The sequence below is a fragment of the Gilliamella sp. Pas-s95 genome (assembly GCF_009795795.1).
Taxonomy (GTDB): Bacteria; Pseudomonadota; Gammaproteobacteria; order Enterobacterales; family Orbaceae; genus Gilliamella; species Gilliamella bombicola.
Map to the genome: position 1 here is coordinate 1 of NZ_WTFC01000131.1, position 252 is coordinate 252.

Below are 252 nucleotides of genomic sequence, written 5' to 3' on the forward strand. Positions count from 1 at the left end.
ATAGTGAATTAAAAGCGCTTATTATCAAGATTTATGAAGATAACTTTAGTCGCTATGGTTATCGACGAATTACGGCTGAATTACATAATCAGAATGTCATTGTGAATCATAAAAAGGTGCTACGTTTAATGAAAGAAATGGGATTAAAATCCTTGATAAGAGGAAAAAAATATCGTTCTTATAAAGGTCGTCTTGGTGCTGTACCCAATCTATTAAACCGTGATTTTAAGGCGACTAAACCTGGTCAGAAAT

General features: G+C 32.9%; 1 protein-coding gene. It reads left to right on the forward strand.

Going from position 1 to position 252, the window contains the following annotated elements; genetic code table 11:
• Positions 1-252: IS3 family transposase (locus GQ598_RS11015; protein WP_160404153.1), on the forward strand; the 252-nt coding region annotated here is incomplete at both ends.